This window comes from Nocardioides sp. S-1144, assembly GCF_005954645.2.
Taxonomy (GTDB): Bacteria; Actinomycetota; Actinomycetes; order Propionibacteriales; family Nocardioidaceae; genus Nocardioides; species Nocardioides dongxiaopingii.
Genome location: NZ_CP040695.2, coordinates 13,221 through 30,320 on the forward strand (window position 1 = coordinate 13,221; position 17,100 = coordinate 30,320).

Annotated in this window: 16 protein-coding genes and 2 tRNA genes; 11 read left to right on the forward strand and 7 right to left on the reverse strand. The window is 73.4% G+C overall.

Annotation, left to right across the window (positions count from 1 at the left end; all coding sequences use genetic code 11):
• Window positions 1-39 precede the first annotated feature (39 nt).
• The 4 genes from FE634_RS00060 to FE634_RS00070 all read left to right on the forward strand — a co-directional run bounded on the left by FE634_RS00060 (window position 40) and on the right by FE634_RS00070 (window position 2,569).
• Window positions 40-113 (forward strand) — tRNA-Ile (locus FE634_RS00060).
• A gap of 44 nt (window positions 114-157) precedes the next feature.
• A complete protein-coding gene (locus FE634_RS21275) occupies window positions 158-286 on the forward strand; it encodes a DLW-39 family protein (protein WP_222847639.1) in 129 nt (42 codons plus the stop codon).
• A 28-nt stretch (window positions 287-314) separates the two neighbouring features.
• Window positions 315-390 (forward strand) — tRNA-Ala (locus tag FE634_RS00065).
• Between the two features lie 25 nt (window positions 391-415).
• Window positions 416-2,569: an acyltransferase family protein gene (locus tag FE634_RS00070; RefSeq protein ID WP_138874721.1), complete on the forward strand. Its 2,154-nt coding sequence runs from the start codon at window positions 416-418 to the stop codon at window positions 2,567-2,569.
• A gap of 9 nt (window positions 2,570-2,578) precedes the next feature.
• On the opposite strand, the gene FE634_RS00075 is transcribed toward FE634_RS00070, so the two are convergent.
• Window positions 2,579-3,373 (reverse strand): MBL fold metallo-hydrolase, encoded by a 795-nt coding sequence (locus FE634_RS00075; protein ID WP_222847640.1) that lies wholly within the window; start codon window positions 3,371-3,373, stop codon window positions 2,579-2,581.
• A gap of 137 nt (window positions 3,374-3,510) precedes the next feature.
• On the opposite strand from FE634_RS00075, the gene FE634_RS00080 reads away from it, so the two are divergent.
• From FE634_RS00080 to FE634_RS00095, 4 genes are read left to right on the forward strand one after another with little or no spacing between them, the layout of a single operon-like run.
• Window positions 3,511-4,251 (forward strand): SURF1 family protein, encoded by a 741-nt coding sequence (locus FE634_RS00080; RefSeq protein WP_138874722.1) that lies wholly within the window; start codon window positions 3,511-3,513, stop codon window positions 4,249-4,251.
• Window positions 4,248-4,622: a DUF3817 domain-containing protein gene (locus FE634_RS00085; protein ID WP_222847641.1), complete on the forward strand. Its 375-nt coding sequence runs from the start codon at window positions 4,248-4,250 to the stop codon at window positions 4,620-4,622. The genes FE634_RS00080 and FE634_RS00085 overlap by 4 nt, the downstream gene beginning before the upstream one ends.
• 6 nt (window positions 4,623-4,628) lie before the next feature.
• Entirely contained in the window at window positions 4,629-5,462 is an 834-nt protein-coding gene (locus tag FE634_RS00090; RefSeq protein WP_138874723.1) for a patatin-like phospholipase family protein, read from the forward strand.
• Window positions 5,459-6,478 (forward strand): 1-acyl-sn-glycerol-3-phosphate acyltransferase, encoded by a 1,020-nt coding sequence (locus FE634_RS00095; protein ID WP_137294567.1) that lies wholly within the window; start codon window positions 5,459-5,461, stop codon window positions 6,476-6,478. The genes FE634_RS00090 and FE634_RS00095 overlap by 4 nt, the downstream gene beginning before the upstream one ends.
• 18 nt (window positions 6,479-6,496) lie before the next feature.
• Here the strand turns inward: FE634_RS00095 and FE634_RS00100 are convergent, their stop codons facing one another.
• Complete coding sequence (locus tag FE634_RS00100; protein ID WP_137294566.1) at window positions 6,497-7,219, reverse strand: DLW-39 family protein; 723 nt, start codon at window positions 7,217-7,219, stop codon at window positions 6,497-6,499.
• A 207-nt stretch (window positions 7,220-7,426) separates the two neighbouring features.
• Here FE634_RS00100 and FE634_RS00105 point away from each other — a divergent pair, with 207 nt between their 5' ends.
• Together FE634_RS00105 and FE634_RS00110 are read left to right on the forward strand one after the other, a co-directional pair.
• The gene (locus FE634_RS00105; protein WP_138874724.1) at window positions 7,427-7,948 is read left to right on the forward strand and encodes a peptidylprolyl isomerase; all 522 of its coding nucleotides are present in this window, start codon (window positions 7,427-7,429) and stop codon (window positions 7,946-7,948) included.
• A 10-nt stretch (window positions 7,949-7,958) separates the two neighbouring features.
• Window positions 7,959-8,918, forward strand: coding sequence for a rhomboid family intramembrane serine protease (locus FE634_RS00110; protein WP_137294564.1), 960 nt, complete (start codon window positions 7,959-7,961; stop codon window positions 8,916-8,918).
• Window positions 8,919-9,186: 268 nt separating this feature from the next.
• On the opposite strand, the gene FE634_RS00115 is transcribed toward FE634_RS00110, so the two are convergent.
• Entirely contained in the window at window positions 9,187-9,663 is a 477-nt protein-coding gene (locus FE634_RS00115) for a cell division protein CrgA (RefSeq protein ID WP_262347517.1), read from the reverse strand.
• Between the two features lie 82 nt (window positions 9,664-9,745).
• Here FE634_RS00115 and FE634_RS00120 point away from each other — a divergent pair, with 82 nt between their 5' ends.
• Complete coding sequence (locus FE634_RS00120; RefSeq protein WP_148240221.1) at window positions 9,746-10,552, forward strand: DUF881 domain-containing protein; 807 nt, start codon at window positions 9,746-9,748, stop codon at window positions 10,550-10,552.
• 232 nt (window positions 10,553-10,784) lie between these two features.
• On the opposite strand, the gene pknB is transcribed toward FE634_RS00120, so the two are convergent.
• Genes pknB through FE634_RS00140 form a run of 4 tightly spaced genes read right to left on the reverse strand, consistent with a single transcriptional unit; the run spans window position 10,785 to window position 17,100 of the window.
• Window positions 10,785-12,554, reverse strand: coding sequence for a Stk1 family PASTA domain-containing Ser/Thr kinase (gene pknB, locus FE634_RS00125; RefSeq protein ID WP_262347683.1), 1,770 nt, complete (start codon window positions 12,552-12,554; stop codon window positions 10,785-10,787).
• 47 nt (window positions 12,555-12,601) lie between these two features.
• Window positions 12,602-14,188 carry a serine/threonine protein kinase gene (locus FE634_RS00130; RefSeq protein WP_138874728.1) on the reverse strand — a complete coding sequence of 529 codons (1,587 nt, stop codon included), beginning with the start codon at window positions 14,186-14,188 and terminating at the stop codon, window positions 12,602-12,604.
• Between the two features lie 22 nt (window positions 14,189-14,210).
• Window positions 14,211-15,671, reverse strand: coding sequence for a peptidoglycan D,D-transpeptidase FtsI family protein (locus tag FE634_RS00135; protein ID WP_138874729.1), 1,461 nt, complete (start codon window positions 15,669-15,671; stop codon window positions 14,211-14,213).
• 19 nt (window positions 15,672-15,690) lie between these two features.
• Window positions 15,691-17,100, reverse strand: coding sequence for an FtsW/RodA/SpoVE family cell cycle protein (locus FE634_RS00140; protein WP_138874730.1), 1,410 nt, complete (start codon window positions 17,098-17,100; stop codon window positions 15,691-15,693).

Below are 17,100 nucleotides of genomic sequence, written 5' to 3' on the forward strand. Positions count from 1 at the left end.
CTGAGGTAACGTTCCCTCGCCTGCTCACGCGGGCGGTTCGGGCCTATAGCTCAGACGGTTAGAGCGCTTCCCTGATAAGGAAGAGGTCACAGGTTCAAGTCCTGTTAGGCCCACGCACGTGGGGCCGTTGCCCCCGATCCGGCGAGATGGAGATGCGATGAAGAAGGTCCTGCTGCTCGCGCTCGCCGCTGCTGGCGCGGTCGTCGTCCGCAAGAAGGTGGCCGACGGCCGTGACGAGCAGGCCCTCTGGGCCGAGGCCACCGACACGGTGCGCAAGACACGCTGACCTGACCCGTGGTCCGTCGCGACCGCACGGGGCCTTGGCGCAATTGGTAGCGCACCTGCTTTGCAAGCAGGGGGTTGGGGGTTCGAGTCCCCCAGGCTCCACCACCACCAGCCGCGGGGGCCACGCGAGATGAGCACAGCAGCCACCGTGGCCGATCCCGGCCCTGGCGCCGGCGCCGCCACCGACGCGCCCGGCGGTCGCGCCCAGCGCCTCGACATCCAGGGGCTGCGGGCGCTGGCCGTCGGCCTGGTCCTGCTCTACCACCTGTGGCCGAACCGGCTCGGTGGCGGCTTCGTGGGCGTCGACGTCTTCTTCGTCATCTCCGGGTTCCTCATCGGCGGGCACCTGCTGGCCGAGCTCGGGAGCACCGGGCGGATCCGCCTCGGCCGCTTCTGGGTGCGCCGCGCACGACGGCTGCTGCCGGCCTCCCTGCTGGTGCTGGCCGCCGTCACCGTCGCCGTCCTGACGATCGTGCCGCTGAGCGCGCGCGAGGACTTCCTGCACCAGGTGGCCGGCTCGGCGCTGTACGTGCAGAACTGGGTGCTCGCCGACCAGGCCGTCGACTACCTCGCGATCGACGCCGCGCCGGCGCCGGTGCAGCACTACTGGAGCCTCGCGGTCGAGGAGCAGCTCTACGTCGCCCTCCCGCTCGTGCTCGTCGCCGGGCTGCTGCTCACCCGGGGCCGGGTCGGGCAGCGGGCCCGTCGGTGGTGGCCGGTCGCGCTGCTCGGGGTCCTCGCGGTGGCGAGCCTGGCCTGGTCGGTGGTGAGCACGGGCACCGGCCCCGGGGTCGCCTACTTCTCCACCCTCACCCGGGCGTGGGAGTTCCTGGCCGGCGCGCTGCTGGCGGCGACCCGGGTGCGGCTCGGTCCGGTGCCGCGACTGGTCGCGGGCACCGCCGGCCTCGGGGCGATCCTCCTCGCCGCGGCCACGTTCGACGGGGATGGTTTCCCGGGGGCGGTCGCGCTGGTGCCGGTGCTCGGCGCCGTCCTGGTGCTCGCCGCCCACGACCGCGGCCCCGTCGCGTGGGCGAGCCGGTGGCGGCCGGTGAGCTGGCTCGGGGACGTGTCGTACGCGGTCTACCTGTGGCACTGGCCGCTGATCGTCCTGGTCCCCCACGTCACCGACGAGCCGCTCGGGACGGTGCAGAAGCTGGCCGTCGCGGTGGTGACCGTGGTGCTGGCGTGGGTCTCGACGGCCTACGTCGAGCACCCGCTCCGGGCGGCCGGCGGTCCCCGCGGCGGCGCGCGCGCCGGTTCGCGGGCCGGGCGCCGGGGCACGCTCGTGCTCGCCGCGACCCTGGTGACCACGCTGGCGGTGGCCGCGACCGCCGTCCTCGGTGCCCGCTCCGCGGTGCGCGAGCAGGAGGACCAGCTCGCCGAGGCCCGGGCACGGCTGCTCTCGGGCGACGCCGGCTGCCTCGGGGCGGCCGCGATGGACCCGCGGGTGACCGGGTGCGAGGACCTCGGCGACACGCTCGTCCCGCCGCCGTCCAGCGCCTCGATCGACGACTACGTCGACCCGGACTGCTGGGCGTTCTTCGGCGTCACCGAGCTGCGGCTGTGCGGGATCGGCAGCGACGACCCGGCGGCGCCGCGGGTGCTCGCGGTCGGCGACTCCCACAGCTACGGCTACCTGCCGGCCTACGAGATCCTCGCGGAGCAGCTGGGCTGGCACGTCGACGTCGCCACCCGCGCCGGCTGCTCGTGGGGCACCCGGCCACAGGGTGGCCGCACCGAGACCTACGCCTCGGAGTGCAACCAGTGGAAGCAGGCGCTGGCCGACCACCTGGCCCAGAGCCCGCCGTACGACGTCATCCTCACCACCGCCGACCAGGGCGGCTACCTCGCCGAGCCCGGGGACGGCGAGAGCGCCCGCGAAGCGACCGTCGCCGGGCACCGCGAGGCGTGGGCCGCCGAGGTCGCGCGGGGGAGCGTGGTGGTGGCGCTGCGCGACTACCCGGCGGGCGACGCGGACGTCGTCGGGTGCGTCGAGGAGCACGAGGACGACGCCGTCGACCGGTGCAGCCGCCCCCGCGACGAGGCGATCGGCGCCTTCGACGCCCTCGCCCGGGCGGTGGAGCAGACGCCGGGCTCGGCCCTGGTCGACCTGCGCGACCTGATGTGCACCGAGGACACCTGCCTGCCGGTGGTCGGCAACGTGGTGGTCTACCGCAACAAGGCCCACCTGACGGCGTCGTTCGTGCGCACCCTGGCGCCGTACCTGGTCGAGCGGGTGCCGGTCGCCGTGGAGCGGGCCCGGCGCTCCGCCCCGGCTGGGTAGCGCCCCCGGTCAGCCGGTGGTGGCGAACGCCGCCAGCTCGACCGGGTCGTGCGCGCTGAACACCCGCAGCCCGTCGTGTCCGGCCCGCACGAGCTCGCCGAGGCGGTCCCGGTTGGCGCGGCGCAGCTCGTCGTCCTGGGCCATCAGGCGCTGGACGACGCGCAGCGTGCGCGGCCCGGACGTCGGCGCGGCCAGGTCGCCGCGGTGGAAGTAGGCGTCGCCGGCGTGCGCCAGCCAGCCGTCGCCGTCGCGCACGGCGACCAGGGCGTGGCCGCGCGAGTGCCCCGCGAGCGGCACCATGAGGACGTCGTCGCCGAGCACGGTGACCGACTCGAAGCCGAACCAGTCGACTCCGGTGCCCGAACCCCCACCCGGCCCGCGGGTGCGGTGGGTGACGAAGTCGGCGTCCTGCCACTGGGCCGGCAGGTAGCGGCCGTGCTCCATGCCGTGCGGGTCCCGCGCCGCGGCGAGCTCGGCCTCGTAGACGTGCACGCGGGCGCGGGGGAAGTCGCCGACGCCCCCGACGTGGTCGAGGTCCATGTGGGTCAGCACGATGTCGGTGACGTCGTCGGCGGCGTGCCCGAGCGCGGTGACCTGCGCGAGCGCGGTCTCGTCGTCGCGCAGCTGCGGGCGCATCAGCGCCTTGAACGCGCGTCCGAGCCGCTGCGGGGACGCGACGTCGGCGGTCCCGAACCCGGTGTCGACCAGCAGCAGTCCCCCGGCCCGCTCGACCAGCAGCACGTGGGTCACCATCGCACCCACGATCGGCGGGTGGAACGACGCGCAGTTGAGGTGGTGGATCACCCCGGCATCGTGGCAGACCGGTGCCGCCGCGAGCGACCCTCGCGGCCGTTCGGTCCGCACCGGGACCGATCGGCAGCCGGGCCGGGCGGCACCGTCCCGGCCGGCGGCTCCCCCCACCGGCTCCGTACCCTGGAGGGGTGCGTGAGCTGCTGACCCCGAGGATGCTGGGGGCGCACCTGCTGGGCCTGGTCTGCGTCCTCGTGGCCGGCGGCCTCGGCGTCTGGCAGTACGAGGCGTGGCAGCAGCACCGCGAGAACGAGCGGGTCGACCTGACGCAGGGCGAGCCGGTGGCCCTGGCCGACGTCCTCGGCCCCGACGACGGCTTCCCGGCCGACCGGATCGGCCAGCCGGTCGAGATCGACGGCACCTGGCTGCCCGACGCCACCGTCTTCGTCGGCGACCGCCGCCACGAGGGCGTCGACGGCTACTGGGTGGTCACGCCGATCACCAGCGGGGCCGTCGACCAGCCCGCGGTCCCGGTGGTGCGCGGGTGGGTCGAGGACCCGGCCGACGCCCCGGCGCCGCCGACCGGCGCGGGCGAGGTGACCGGCTGGCTGCAGCCGCCGGAGGGCACCGGCGCCGCTGACGAGGACCCGACCGACGACGTCTTCCCGCAGCTGCGCATCGCCGACCTCGTGCAGCGCGTCGACGGCGACCTGTACGGCGCCTACGCCGTCGCCGAGGGCGGCGTCGACGGGCTCCCGGCCGGCGACCTCGAGGAGCTCCCCGAGCCCAGCAGCACGACCGCGCTGAAGAACATCCTCTACGCCATCGAGTGGTGGGTCTTCGGCGCCTTCGCCGGCTTCATCTGGTGGCGCTTCGTGCGCGAGTCCCGTGCCCCGGCGGTCGCGGACCACCCGGTACCGTCGTCGACGTGAGTCCCGAGATCCGACCCGACATCAGCAGGGCCCTGCTCGCCTACCGCGTGATGGCCACGATCGTCGGGGTGCTGCTCGTCGTGCTGATCCTGGTCGGGGTGCCGCTGAAGTACCTCCTCGAGGACGGCACCGGCGCCCAGGAGCTCGGCGACTGGATCACCGGCTACCTCGGGGTCGCGCACGGCTGGCTCTACATGATCTTCCTGTTCGCGGCCTTCCTGCTCTCCCGCCGGGCCGACTGGGACATCCCCTACACCGCCGTGACCCTCCTGTGCGGCACCGTCCCGGTGCTGTCGTTCTGGGCCGAGCACCGCGCCACGGCCCGCGTGCGCCGCGAGCACGGCGCCGACGCGCCCGCCACGACCTCCTAGCGCGGCGTGAGCACCGCGTTCGTGCTCGGCGGGGGCGGCGTCCTCGGTGCGGTCGAGGTCGGCATGGTCCAGGCGCTGCTCGAGCACGGGGTCGTGCCCGACCTGGTGCTGGGCACCAGCATCGGCGCGATGAACGGCGCCCTGGTCGCGCGCGAGCCCGAGCTCGCCGTCGTCGACCGGCTGCTCGACCTGTGGCGCTCCGCGGCGGCGTCCGGGCGCGACGTCCTGGGCGACACCGCGCTGCGCACGGTGCGCCGCGCGGTCACCAGCGGCACCCACCTCTACAGCGCCGAGCCGCTCGCCCGCCGGCTGGCCGACGAGCTCGGCGACGTCCGGTTCGAGGAGCTCCCGGTGCGCTTCCAGGTCTGCGCGGCCAGCATCGAGCGGGCCGCCGAGCACTGGTTCACCAGCGGGCCGGTCGTGCCCGCCGTGATCGCCAGCGCGGCCGTGCCGGGGCTGCTGCCGCCCGCGGAGGTCGACGGCGAGCACTACCTCGACGGCGGCATCGTGAACTCCGTGCCGCTGGGCCGCGCCGTCGCCCTGGGCGCCACCCGGGTCTTCGTGCTCCAGGTCGGCCGCTTCGACCGGCCGCTCGAGGCGCCACGCCGGCCGTGGGAGGTGGCCCGGGTCGCCTTCGAGATCGCCCGCCGGCACCGCTTCGTCCGCGAGCTCGCCGAGCTGCCCGACGGCGTCGCGTGCCACGTGCTGCCCGCGCGCGGCACGTCCGGCAAGGACGACACCCTGCGCGCCTCGCGCGACTTCGGCAGCGTCGAGCGACGCATCGAGCAGACCTACCAGGCGTGCTCGGCCTACCTCGACGAGCTCGACGGCGCCCCGTGAGGCACGGGTTCCGCCGCCTGGTGCTGGCCCCGGCGGTGGTCGTCCTGGCGGTCCTCACCTGGGTGACGCTGCCGGTGTGGCTCCTGGTCGCGGCGGCGCTGTCGCCGGTGTTGCCCGGGCGGTGGCGGGCGCTGCGCCTGCTGTGGCTCCTCGTGCTCTACCTGACCACCGAGGCGCTCGTGCTCGTCGTCCTGCTCGGGTGGTGGCTGGCCTCCGGCCTCGGACGACGGGTGCGGACGCCGTACTGGGAGGGGGTGCACTACGACCTCGTGCAGGGCGTGATGTGGGTGTTCTTCCGCGAGGCGCGCCGCGTGCTCAAGCTGTCGATCACGACCGACGGGCCGGCGCCCGACGCCCACCCCGGCGTCCCGATCCTCGTCGCGTGCCGGCACGCCGGCCCGGGCGACTCCTTCACGCTCATCCACGCCCTGATGCACTGGTACCAGCGCGAGCCGCGCGTCGTCCTCAAGGACACCCTGGCGTGGGACCCGGCGATCGACGTCCTGCTCAACCGGATCCCGGCCCGGTTCATCGCCCCGAACCCCGGCCCGGACGCCGACCTGGCGAGCCTCGTCCACGCCCTGGCCAGCGGCCTCGACGAGAACGACGCCTTCGTGATCTTCCCCGAGGGCGGCAACTTCACCGAGGAGCGCCGTGACCGGGCGATCGCCCGGCTCCGCCGGCTCGGGCTCGAGCGGATGGCGCAGCGGGCCGAGCAGATGACCACCGTGCTGGCGCCGCGCCCCGGTGGGCTGATCGCGGCCCTCGACGCCGCACCCGACGCCGACGTCGTCCTGGTCGCCCACACCGGGCTCGACCACCTGCTCACCGTCGGCGACCTCTGGCGGGCGCTGCCGATGGACAAGCAGATCGTGATGCGGTGGTGGCAGGTGCCGCGCGAGGAGATCCCGCAGGACCGCGAGGCCCGCATCGAGTGGCTCTTCGACTGGTGGGAGCGCATCGACGACTGGATCAAGCAGAACCGCCCCGAGGACCGGGGTCCTCGGGGCGGCTGAGCCTGCTGCTCGACGTCGTCAGTCGGGCGTGTTCGGCTTGGCGTCGGGGTCGATGTCGACGACCTCGGCCGGCTCGTCGGGCGTCGTCACCGGGTGCGGTGCCTCGACGGCGTCGGCGATCGCCTCGTCGGGCGCGGCGCCCGCCGGGTCGTCGATCGTGGTCGTCGCGGGCGTGACCGGAGCGGCGGCCGGCTTGGCGGCGGGCTTGGGCGCGGGGGCCGGCGTCGGCTTGTAGGAGGACTGCCAGTTGTCGTCCTTGCCGCCCTGCAGCTTCTTGGCGACGAAGGCGATGCCGCCGGCGATCAGCGCGACGAGGACGAACTTCTTCAGCTTGCCCTTCTTCTTCGGCTCCTCGCCCTTGATCCGGGCGACCTGGGAGTCGGCGAGCTCGCGGGCCTGGGTGGCCCGGGCGGCGGCGACCGAGGCGCCGGTCGCGACGAGCGGAGCCGCCTTCTCACGAACCTCGGAGGCCTTCTCGACCGCGAGCGCGGCGCCGCCGGCGACGATCGGCGCGGCCTTCGCCCGGGCGTCGGCCAGGACCGGTGCGGCCTTGTCCCGCGCATCGGCCAGCGCGGGGCCAGCCTTGTCGCGGGCGTCGGAGATCGCGGGGATCGCGGTGTCCTGGACGAAGTCCTTGGCCTGCTCGAGAGCCGACTCGACGTGCGGCTTGAGGGCGTCGACGTAGTCGCTGGCCTGCGTGCGGGCCTGGTCGACGAGTGACTTCTTCTTGCGGAGTCCCATGTCGAGCCTCCCTTTCCTGGCCTCGCGGCCGTACGTCTGCGTGGAGGTCCAGCCAACCACGTCGCGACAAACCCCGACCACCCCAGGTCGGGTGAGCCCGACGCCGCCGCTGTGGGGGGCGTGGCAGGATCGGTGGGACGAACGCGCGTCCACCACGGGCGCGCGTACGCACGTCCCACCCCACCACCCCGACCACGAAGGGCAGTCATGGCTGACCAGCAGGCCATCCTCAAGACGAACAGGGGCGACATCACGATCGACCTGTTCCCGAACCACGCGCCCGAGACGGTCGCCAACTTCACCGGTCTGGCCACCGGCGAGAAGGCGTACAGCACGCCCGACGGCCGCACCGGCAAGTTCTACGACGGGCTCGGCTTCCACCGCGTCATCTCCGGCTTCATGATCCAGGGCGGGTGCCCGCTCGGCACCGGCACCGGCGGCCCGGGCTACACGTTCAAGGACGAGATCCACCCCGAGCTCGTCTTCGACAAGCCCTACCTGCTCGCGATGGCGAACGCCGGCCCCGGCACGAACGGCTCGCAGTTCTTCATCACCGTCGGCGCCACGCCGTGGCTGAACCGCAAGCACACGATCTTCGGCGAGGTCGCCGACCAGGCCTCGCGCGACGTCGTCGACGCCATCGGTGCCACGCCGACCGCCGCGGGCGACCGCCCGGTCGAGCCCGTCGTCATCGAGTCCGTCGAGATCGTCGGCGGCTCCGAGAAGTGAGCTTGGCTCGTTGAGCACCTCCGGCCCCGCGGGGCCTCCCGCGCCCGGCGTCCCGGTCTGCTACCGGCACGCCGGGCGTGAGGCGCACATCCGCTGCCAGCGGTGTGACCGCCCGATCTGCCCCGACTGCATGCGCGACGCGGCCGTCGGGTTCCAGTGCCCCACGTGCATCTCCGAGGGCGCCCGCAGCACCCGGCAGGGCCAGGGCGCCTACGGCGGCGCCCGCTCGGCCAACCCGGCCCTGACCTCCATGGTCCTGATCGGTCTGAACGCCGCCGTCTGGCTGGCGATCGTGGTCACCGGGTGGTCGCAGAGCCCGCTCCTGGGCCGCCTGGCCATCTCGGCGCGCGGCATCTGCGAGTCGGTCGCCGACCCCGCGTCGTACTGGCGCGGCGTGGAGTCGGCCGCCTCGTGCGCGATGGTGGGGAACGGCGACGGCAGCTGGGTGCCCGGCGTCGCCGACGGCGCCTACTGGCAGCTCGTCACCAGCATGTTCACCCACGAGCAGATCTGGCACATCGGGGCCAACATGCTCTCGCTCTACGTGCTCGGCCCGCAGCTCGAGGCCGCGCTCGGCCGGGTCCGGTTCCTCGCCGTCTACCTGCTCTCCGGCCTCTCGGGCTCGGTGGCGGTCTACTGGCTCTCCGGCACGGAGGGCTACACACTCGGCGCGTCCACGGCGATCTTCGGGCTCTTCGGGGCGTTCGCCGTGATCGTCCACAAGGTCGGCGGCGACCTGCGCAGCATCGGCGGGCTGTTGCTCGTCAACGTCGTCATCACGTTCCTGCCCGGCCTCAACATCTCCTGGCAGGGCCACCTCGGCGGCCTGGTCGGCGGCGTCCTCGTGACGGCTGCGCTCGTCCACGCCCCGCGTGGTCCGCGTCGGGCGGTCGTGCAGTGGTGCCTGCTGTTCGCCTTCACGGCGCTGCTGGCCCTCGCCGTCATCGCCCGCTCGGCCGCCCTGGCCTGACCCGGCCCCCACCCCGCGCCGACCCACCGCCGACCCACCGCCGACCCGTCAGTGATCACTGACGGGTCGGCGTCGTGGTGGGCGTGGTTGTCCACAGCTGTGGAACAACCGGTGGATAACTACAGGCGTGTCATTCGTTCCACAGGTGTGGAGAAGCCTGTGGATAACTTCGGCTCCGGACGCAGGACGACCCCGATCCGCCTGGTGGCGGCCGGGGTCGTCCTCGGGCTCGGCTCGGTCTCGAGCGCGGGGGGGGGCGGGCGTCAGCTCACTCCCAGCGGGTGGCGAAGGTGAAGCCGACGGCCATGAACGCGATGCCGACGCCGAGGTTCTTCTGGCCGAGGTCGTTGAAGATCGGCAGCGACGGGTCGGCCTGGTTGGCGATGGCGTAGAAGACGCAGATCCAGGCGAGGCCGAGCAGGAAGCAGCCGAGCATGCCCACCACGACGCCGCGGCCGCGGCCCAGCGGGGTGGAGGGGTGCGCGGCGACGACGAGGCCGAGGAAGAACAGCCCGAAGCCGATCAGGTAGTTCCACTGGTCGAGGTCCTGCATGAAGCCGGGCCCGGTCGCGGAGTTCGGGGCGCCCTCGGAGTTCAGGCCGTCGGGGGCGCGGACGCCGATGTAGTAGAACGCGATCCATGCGATGCCGAGGACGACCAGGGCGATCGCGACCAGGAAGCGGGGGCCGACCACCGGCCCCCGGTCGGGGTCGAAGGTCTGCTGCTTCGCCTTGAGCTTGGCCACGGGTCGGTTCCGATCTGATGGGTGCTGCGGACGGGGCCGGGCGCGCCACGGCGCGTCGCGGTCGCGAGTTACCTTAGTCGGCATGGACCCAGCGCACCCGGTCGACCCCGAAGTCGGCACCGAAGTCGACGGGGCGACCCCGGCCGGCCGCTCGCGCGGGCCGTGGCGGATCGGGACCCCGGTCGTCGTCCTGCTCTCGGGCGTGCTGTTCGTGGCCAGTGCCACCACCAGCGGTGGCACCGACCTCCGTCCGGGCCGCTACACCGACCTGGCGTCGCTGACGCAGTCGGAGTCGGAGTCCTACGAGGCGCTCCAGGCCGAGGCGGCCAGCCTCCGTACCGAGGTCGAGGCGCTGACCAACGACATCGACGACGTCCGCGTGCGCCGCGAGCACCGGGTCGCCGAGGAGCTCAAGGGCCCCGCCGGACTCGAGGCGGTCAGCGGGGAGGGGCTGCGCATCGTGCTCTCCGACGCCCCCGACGACGCCTTCGAGGACGCGCTGCGCGAGCCCGACCCGGAGGCCCGGCTCCAGCGCCTGGTGGTGCACCAGCAGGACATCCAGGCCGTCGTCAACGCCTTGTGGGCCGGCGGTGCCAGGGCCGTCACCATCCAGGGGCAGCGGGTCGTCACCACCACCGGCATCCGGTGCACCGGCAGCACCGTCCAGCTCCAGGGCGTGCCGTACCCGGAGCCCTACGAGATCGAGGCGGTCGGCGACCCCCAGACGCTCCAGGCGGCCATCGACGCCGACCAGGACGTCACCGACTTCCGCGTCGACGCCGCCTCGCCCGACATCGGCATCGGCTGGGAGCTCGACCAGGAGCCCGAGGTGGACGCCCCCGCGTACGAGGGCCTGATCACCATGGACTCCGCCCGCCCCCAGGACTGACCGGCCCGCGCCGGGCCGGCGCGTGCTCGACCGGCCCATCGCGTGCAATTGCCGCGACCTGGCCAGCTCTCGGGCTGGGAACTGGCCATACGTCGGCAATTGCGCGCGATGAACACGGCGTCCCGTGCAATTGCCGCGATCTGGCCAGCTCTCGCGCCGGGAACTGGCCATACCTCGGCAATTGCACGCCAGGGGCCAGGTCGGGGCAGCGCGCGGGGACGGACGGGGCGGGTCAGTCGTCGTCGCTGGAGGGTGCGGGGCCGCGGGACGGCGGGGGCTCGGTGGGGAGCGGGTCGGTCGGGACGGGGTCGGTGGTGGGCACCGGGTCGGTGGTCGGCGGCGGCGAGGTCGTGGTCGGCTCGACGTAGACCGACACGAAGATCACCACGACGCTGTCCTGGGGCAGCGGCTGGCCGGCCTCCTGGGCCTGGTCGGTGACGGTGCCCTTGACCTCGGTCGACGTCGTGTCCGGCCGGACGTCGACGATGAAGCCGGCGTCCTCGATCAGCCGGGTGGCCTCGCGCTCGGTCTTGCCGATGACGAAGGGGACCTCCTCGGGCCCGGCGGAGTACTCGACGGTGATCGCGGTGCCCTTCTCGACCATCGTGCCGGCCGCCGGGTTCTGGGTCAGCACCTCACCCTTCGGCCGGTCGCTCTCGATCTCCTCCTGGCGCACCTTCGTGAAGCCCTGGTCGCGGAGCTCGGCCTTGGCGGCCTTCAGCGACAGCGTGACGACGCTCGGGACGGCCACCTCCTCCTTGCCGATGGAGACGGTCAGGGTGATCGGTGAGCCCGGGGCGACGTAGTCGTCCTTCGAGGGACTCTGCTCGACGACCTCCTCGGCCGGGACGGTGTCGCTGTTCTCGTAGACGACCTCGGGATCCACGGTGAGCCCGGCGTTGCCGATCGTCTGGCGGGCCTGGTCCTCGGTCATCCCGATCACGCCGGGGACCGCCGTGCGCTCCGGTGGCTCGGGGAACAGCTCGTCCTTGACGAGGAACCAGCCGGCGACGAGCAGGGCGACGACGAGCAGGCCGAGCAGCACCCACAGCCCCGTGCGCGGCGGCCCGGGCTCCTGGGCGAGCGGCAGCGGCGTCGGCTCGGGACGCCGTGGCGGCGTCGGGGCCGGGGCGGCGACGGCGGCCACCGGGGCCGGCTCGGGAGCCGGGGGCGGCGGGGGGACGGTGGCCTCGACCGGGCGGCCGGCGAGGTAGCGCTCGATGTCGTTGCGCATCGCGCCGGCGGACTGGTAGCGGTCCTCGAGGCGCTTGGTCAGCGCCTTGAGCACGATCGCGTCGACGGCGGGCGGCAGCTCGGTGTCGTGGTCGGACGGCGGGGAGGGCTGCTCGCGCACGTGCTGGTAGGCCACCGCGACGGGGCTGTCCCCGACGAACGGCGGTCGGCCGGTGAGCAGCTCGTAGAGCAGGCAGCCGGCGGAGTAGACGTCGGAGCGGGAGTCGACCGACTCCCCGCGGGCCTGCTCGGGCGACAGGTACTGCGCGGTGCCGACGACGGCGGCGGTCTGGGTCATCGAGTTGGCGGCGTCGCTCATCGCGCGGGCGATGCCGAAGTCCATCACCTTGATGTCGCCCGACGGCGTCAGCATCACGTTGCCGGGCTTGATGTCGCGGTGGATGATGCCCGCGCGGTGGCTGTAGTCGAGGGCCGAGAGCACGCCGCTGGTGATCTCCAGGGCACGCTCGGGGAGGATCTTGCGGCCCTCGCGCAGGATGTCGCGCAGCGTCCGGCCCGCGACGAACTCCATCACGATGTAGGGCTGGGCGACCCCCGAGCCGTCGGTGGCCGGCTCCTCGCCGGTGTCGTACACGGCGACGATCGAGGGGTGGTTCAACGACGCCGAGGACTGCGCCTCGCGGCGGAACCGGGCCTGGAAGGTCGCGTCGCTGGCCAGGTCGGTGCGCAGCCGCTTGACGGCCACGATCCGGCCGAGCCGGCTGTCGGTGCCCTTGCGCACCTCGGCCATGCCGCCGCGGCCGAGCATCTCGCCCAGCTCGTAGCGGCCACCGACCACGGTGGGGCCTGGGTCGTTCACGGTGAGGTCTCTCCCTCGGTGGGCTGCGTCTCGGTGGTCTCGGTCTCGGTCTCCGTGGGATCGGAGGTCGGCTCGGTGGTGGGCTCGGTCGTGGGCTCGGTGGTGGGCTCGGTGGTCGGCTCGGTCGTCGGGGGCTCGGACGGCGGCTCCGACGTCTCCTCGGGTGCCACGCCCAGGAAGGTGACGGTGATCGTGTCGCCCTCGGTGACCGCGCCGGTCGGGTTGAGGCCGGTGACCTCGCCGTCGCGGGCCGGGTCGTCGTTGTCCTGCTCGTCGCGCCGGACCTGGAGGCCCAGGTCGCCGAGGGCGTCCTCGACGTCCTCGACCTGCCGGCCGACGTAGTCGGAGGCGTTCAGCTCGATGGTCTCCGGGCCGGACGTCGTGGCCGACTGCGACTGCGTGCGGGTGCGGCTCGGGGTCGTGGTGACGTCGGTGCTGGTCTCGTCGCCGTCGTCGTCGCCCCCGGTGAGGAGCAGGGTCAGCACGATGGCGAGCGCGACGATCAGCGCGACCGCGGCCACGACCGGCCACGGGTTGCGCCGGCCGGGACCGGTCGCGCCGGCCGTGTCGGTGGTGCCGGTCACCGGCCCGGCGGGCGGCGGTGTCGGGGTCGGGTCGTAAGCCGGCGCCGCGCCCAGGACCTGGGTGGCGGAGGTGTCGCCGACCGGCGGGAGCGGCACGACCGGGACCGGGTCGACGGGGGTGCGCGTCGTGACGCGGGTGGCCGGGTCGGCCGCCGCGGGGTCGCGCAGCGCGGCCGCGAAGGCCGTGCCGTCGGCGTAGCGCTCCTCGGGCTTCTTGGAGAGCGCGCGGCGCACGACGGCGGCGAGGTCGGCCGGCACGCTGGCCGGCAGGTCGGGGATCGGGTTGCGCAGGTGCGCCAGCGCGGTCGCGACGGGTGAGTCGGCCTCGAAGGGCCGGTGTCCGGCCAGGCACTCGAAGGCGACGACGCCGAGGGCGTAGACGTCGGAGGCCGACGTCGCCGGGCGGCCCTCGGCCTGCTCGGGCGAGAGGTACTGCGGGGTGCCCATCACCGCGCCGGTGCGGGTGATGCCGACGCCGTCCGCGGCGCGGGCGATGCCGAAGTCGGTGACCTTGACCTTCCCCTCGGGCGTCACGAGCAGGTTGGCCGGCTTGACGTCGCGGTGGATGATCCCGGCGCGGTGCGCGGCGCCGAGGGCGTCGCCGACCTGCGAGAGCAGGTCGCGGACGGCCTGCGGGTCGAGGTCGCGACCGCCGGAGGCGCTGCCGATCAGGGCCGAGAGCGGCTGGCCCTCGACGAGCTCCATCACCAGGAACGGGCGCGGGGTGCCCGAGCCGTCGGTGGCGGCCCGCTCGCCGACGTCGAAGACCGACGCGATGCCCGGGTGGTGCAGGGCGGCGGCGTGCTGGGCCTCGGTCGCGAAGCGCGCGCGGAAGGTCGGGTCGTCGGCGTACTCGGTCTTGAGCAGCTTGACCGCGACCTGGCGCCCGAGCACGGTGTCGGTGGCGCGCCAGACCTCGCCCATGCCGCCGGTGGCGATGCGTGACTCGAGCCGGAACCGGCCCGCGTCGTCGGCGAAGTTGTCGGTGAGCTCGCTCATGCTGTGCCCCTCCCGTGTCGTGTCATCGGATGATGGCCTCCATCACGGCCTTCGCGATCGGACCGCCGAGCGCGCCGCCGGCGATCTCCCGGCCGGGCGCCTCCTGGATCATGACGGCCACGGCCACGTCGGCGTCGTCCTGGGGCGCGAAGGACACGAACCAGCCGTACGGCGGCTGGCCCGGGACGCCGCGCTGGGCGGTGCCGGTCTTGCCGCCGACCGAGACGCCCGAGATGGCCGCGGGCGAGGCGGTGCCGTCGTCGACGGTGGAGACCATCACCTCGCGCAGGGTCTCGGCGGTCTCCTCGCTGATCGCCCGGGACAGCTCCTCGGGGTCGGTGGTCTGCGCGTCGTAGTCGGCCGACTGCACCTCGTCGACGACGTAGGGGCGCATCACGACGCCGTCGTTGGCGATCGCGGCGGCGACCATGGCCATCTGCAGCGGCGTCGCCTGCACCTCGAACTGGCCGAAGCCCACCTGCCCGACCTCGGGCGGCGTGAGCTCGTCGGGGAAGCTCGAGCGGACCTGGCCGCCGAGGTCCTCGAGGTAGCTGCTGTTGAAGCCGAACTGCTCGGCCTGGCGCAGCATCCCCTCGGCGCCGACCTCGATGGCCAGCTGCGCGAAGGTGGTGTTGCAGGACTGCTCCATCGCCAGCCGCAGGGTGATCTCGCCGCTGCCGCAGTAGCGACCCTCGTTGTCGATCAGCCCGCCCTCGCCGGAGGTCTGCGGGAGCTGGAAGGTGGAGCCGCCGGGCACCATCGCGTCGGGGCCGTCGTACTTGTCGGACTCCAGGGCGGCGGCCGCGGTGACGAGCTTGAACACCGAGCCCGGGAAGAGCCGCGTCTGGATCGCCCGGTTGAGCAGCGGGTCCTGGTCGTCCTCGAGCAGCCGGGCGTAGAGCGCGTCGCGGGTGGCGAAGTCGTGGGAGGCCAGCCGGTTGGGGTCGAAGGTCGGCAGGGAGACCATCGCGAGGATCTTGCCGGTCGACGGCTGGAGGGCCACCACGGAGCCCTCGACGTCGTCGCCGAGGGCGGCCAGGCCGTCGTAGGCGGCCTGCTGCGCGTCGGGGTCGAGGGTCAGCTGGACGTTGCCGCCCTTCGGGGCCTTGTTGCTGAGCAGGTCGACCAGGCTGCCGATGAACAGCCGCGGGTCGTCGCCGGAGAGCACCTCGTTCTGGGAGGACTCGATGCCGCTGGAGGAGCCGAAGGAGAAGTAGCCGGTGACCGGCGCGTAGAGGCCCTTGGCCGGGTAGGTGCGCAGGTAGTTGAACTCGTCGTCGACCGGCTTGCTCTCCGCGATCGGCGTCCGGCCGACCAGGATCGCGCCGCGCTCGCTGGAGTAGGCGGCCTCCTTGACGCGGCGGTTCTCCGCCCGGTCGTTGAGGCTGTCGGCCTGCCAGAACTGGAGGTAGGTGACGTTCAGCATCAGCGCCACGAAGAGGAGCAGGCAGAAGATGGAGACGCTGCGGATGGGCTTGTTCATGAGGCGGCTCGTCGTGGGGTCATGTCTTGCTCAGCTTGATGACCTGGGTCGACTCGTCGTCGGGCGACGACTCGGCCTCGGGGGTCAGCTCGGGGACGGGACGGCGGGCCTGGTCGGAGATCCGCAGCAGGAGCGCGATGATCACCCAGCTCATGACGAGCGAGGAGCCGCCGTAGGACAGGAAGGACGTGGTCAGGCCGGTGAGCGGGATCAGCCGGGTGACGCCGCCGATGACGACGAACAGCTGCAGCGCGAAGACGCCGGCCAGCCCGGTGGCCATCAGCTTGCCGAAGTTGTCGCGGCAGATCAGCGCGGTGCGCAGCGCCCGCTCCACGACGATCCCGTAGAGCAGCAGCACGGCCAGGACGCCGGTCAGGCCGAGCTCCTCGCCGATCGCGGCCATGATGAAGTCGGAGGAGGCCTCCGGCACCCGGCCCGGGTCGCCCTCGCCGAGGCCCTTGCCGATCAGGCCGCCCCACGAGAAGCCGAACAGCCCCTCGACGAGCTGGTAGCTGTTCTCGCCGGCTGCGCCGTCGTAGTACTCGAACGGGTGCAGCCAGGTGTCGACGCGCACCCGCACGTGGCCGAAGAGCCGGTAGCCGGCCACGGCGCCGCCGCTGAACAGCAGGGCGCCGACCACGACCCAGCCGGGTCGCTCGGTGGCGACGTAGAGCATGAGCAGGAACAGGCCGAAGAACAGCAGGCTGGAGCCGAGGTCGCGCTGGAAGACCAGGATGCCGAGGCTGATCAGCCACATCACCAGGATCGGGCCGAGGTCGCGCCCGCGCGGCAGGTCGACGAAGAGCACCCGGCGTCCGGCCAGCGCGAGGGCGTCGCGGTGCAGCACGAGGTAGCCCGCGAAGGCGACGACGAGCAGCACCTTGGCGACCTCGCCGGGCTGGAAGTTGAACGGACCGAGGTTGATCCAGATCCGGGCGCCGTTGACCTGCTTGCCGATCACCGGGGCCATCGGCAGCACCAGCAGCACGATGGCGAGCAGGCCGGCGGTGTAGGTGAAGCGGGCCAGCACCCGGTGGTCGCGCAGCACCAGCAGGGTCAGGACGAACAGGATGACCCCGAGGGTCATCCAGGTGAGCTGCTGGGGCGCGAAGGAGTCGTCCTCGGCCAGGTCGAGGCGGTGGATGACGGCCAGGCCGAGGCCGTTGAGGGCGGCCACGACGGGCAGCAGCACCGGGTCGGCGTACGGCGCGACGAGGCGGACGGCGACGTGGGCGGCGACCATCAGCCCGGCGAGCCAGCCGCCGTAGCCGACCAGGTTGGCCGGCACCTCACCGTCGACGCCCAGGCCGACGGCGCCGTACCCGCCCACGCCGACGGCGAGCGCCAGCACGAGCAGGAAGAGCTCGGCCCCCCGCCGGCGGCGGTGGACGAACCCCATCAGGGCCCCGGTGCCCGGAGTGGTGGCCAT